We start from the raw sequence: 1,216 nt of genomic DNA on the forward strand, positions 1-1,216 counted from the left end.
CTGCAAACGCCGCTTTGATTGCGGTTACGTGCGTGTTGTCTTCTTCGATAACAAAGGCGTCGTACGCGCGGCTAGATTCGATTTCGACTTCTGCGCCATGTTTTTCACATACCGACTCAAATGTTGAAATCATGTGGTTGACTTGGGCTTCTAGCTTCTCTCCATTTAGAGAGCGAGCTTCAGCAACGATTTTAAGCTCTGGCATCACAATGTTGGTTGCCTGACCACCGTTGACCATGCCGATGTTCGCTGTGGTTTCTTCGTCGATGCGAAGCAGTTTCATTTGGTTGATTGCGTCTGCCGCAACCATGATCGCGCTGATGCCTTCTTCCGGCGCAAGACCTGCATGTGCAGGGCGGCCTTTGATGGTTGCGACGATCTTTTGTTGGCCCGGAGCAGCCGTTACGATAGTTCCAATTGGGCCACCTGTGTCCAGTACGATCGCTTCTGTTGAGGTTACGTGAGACATATCGAAGTATTCAGAACCGAACAGGCCACCTTCTTCATGTACGGTGAACGCCAATTCGAGCGTTTTGTGTTCTAGGTTTTCAGCTTGGATGCAACGCACCGCTTCCATGATGGCAGCGATACCAGATTTGTCGTCACCGCCAAGAATGGTGTTGCCTTTCGAGCGGATGATACCGTCTTCGATGATCGGCTCGATACCAATGCCCGGCGTTACCGTATCCATGTGACAGCTCATTAGGATTGAGCCTTCTTTTTTCCCTTCTAAACGTGCGTACACGTTGAAGCCATTAGAAATGTGTTCTGGTACAGGCAGTTTGTGAACAGTAAAACCTAACTCGCCCAGTTGCTCAGCCAGCGTTTCTGCAATTTGTTTTTCATTCATAGATTCGCTGTCGATACGAACCAGTTGGCAGAAATGTTCAACTAGACGTTCTTGATTAATTTGTGTCATTTGGGTGTCTCTTTCTTTTGGGGTCGAGGGCGATACCGAGAAACGATGTGAATTCGAAATCAATGGCACGGACTCGAAAGGGAACAGAATCTCTCTTATTGCACAGCTTTATGTAGGTGAAGCTGCGTTGAATCAAAGAAAATCACTGCCTGACACGATTCTGACCGAGGATAATGCCAGAAGTGACGACGCAATCACGAAAGTGGTTTAGCAAGTGACAATTTGGTAATTGAGAGCGGAGACAGTAATGCACTATGGCTCGAAGCAAATATGTAACTGATGAAAGCAGTCAATAAT

At 47.5% G+C, this 1,216-nt stretch carries 2 protein-coding genes; one reads left to right on the forward strand and one right to left on the reverse strand.

Going from position 1 to position 1,216, the window contains the following annotated elements:
* Nucleotides 1-919: M20/M25/M40 family metallo-hydrolase (locus R7D93_RS25640; protein WP_318129599.1), on the reverse strand; the 919-nt coding region annotated here is incomplete at its 3' end.
* A 4-nt stretch (nt 920-923) separates the two neighbouring features.
* Between R7D93_RS25640 and R7D93_RS25645 the strand changes: the two genes are divergently transcribed.
* Complete coding sequence (locus R7D93_RS25645) at nt 924-1,130, forward strand: hypothetical protein (protein WP_005495440.1); 207 nt, start codon at nt 924-926, stop codon at nt 1,128-1,130.
* The last annotated feature ends 86 nt before the right edge of the window (nt 1,131-1,216 follow it).

The organism is Vibrio sp. YT-15 (assembly GCF_033337445.1).
In the GTDB taxonomy this organism is placed as follows: Bacteria; Pseudomonadota; Gammaproteobacteria; order Enterobacterales; family Vibrionaceae; genus Vibrio; species Vibrio alginolyticus.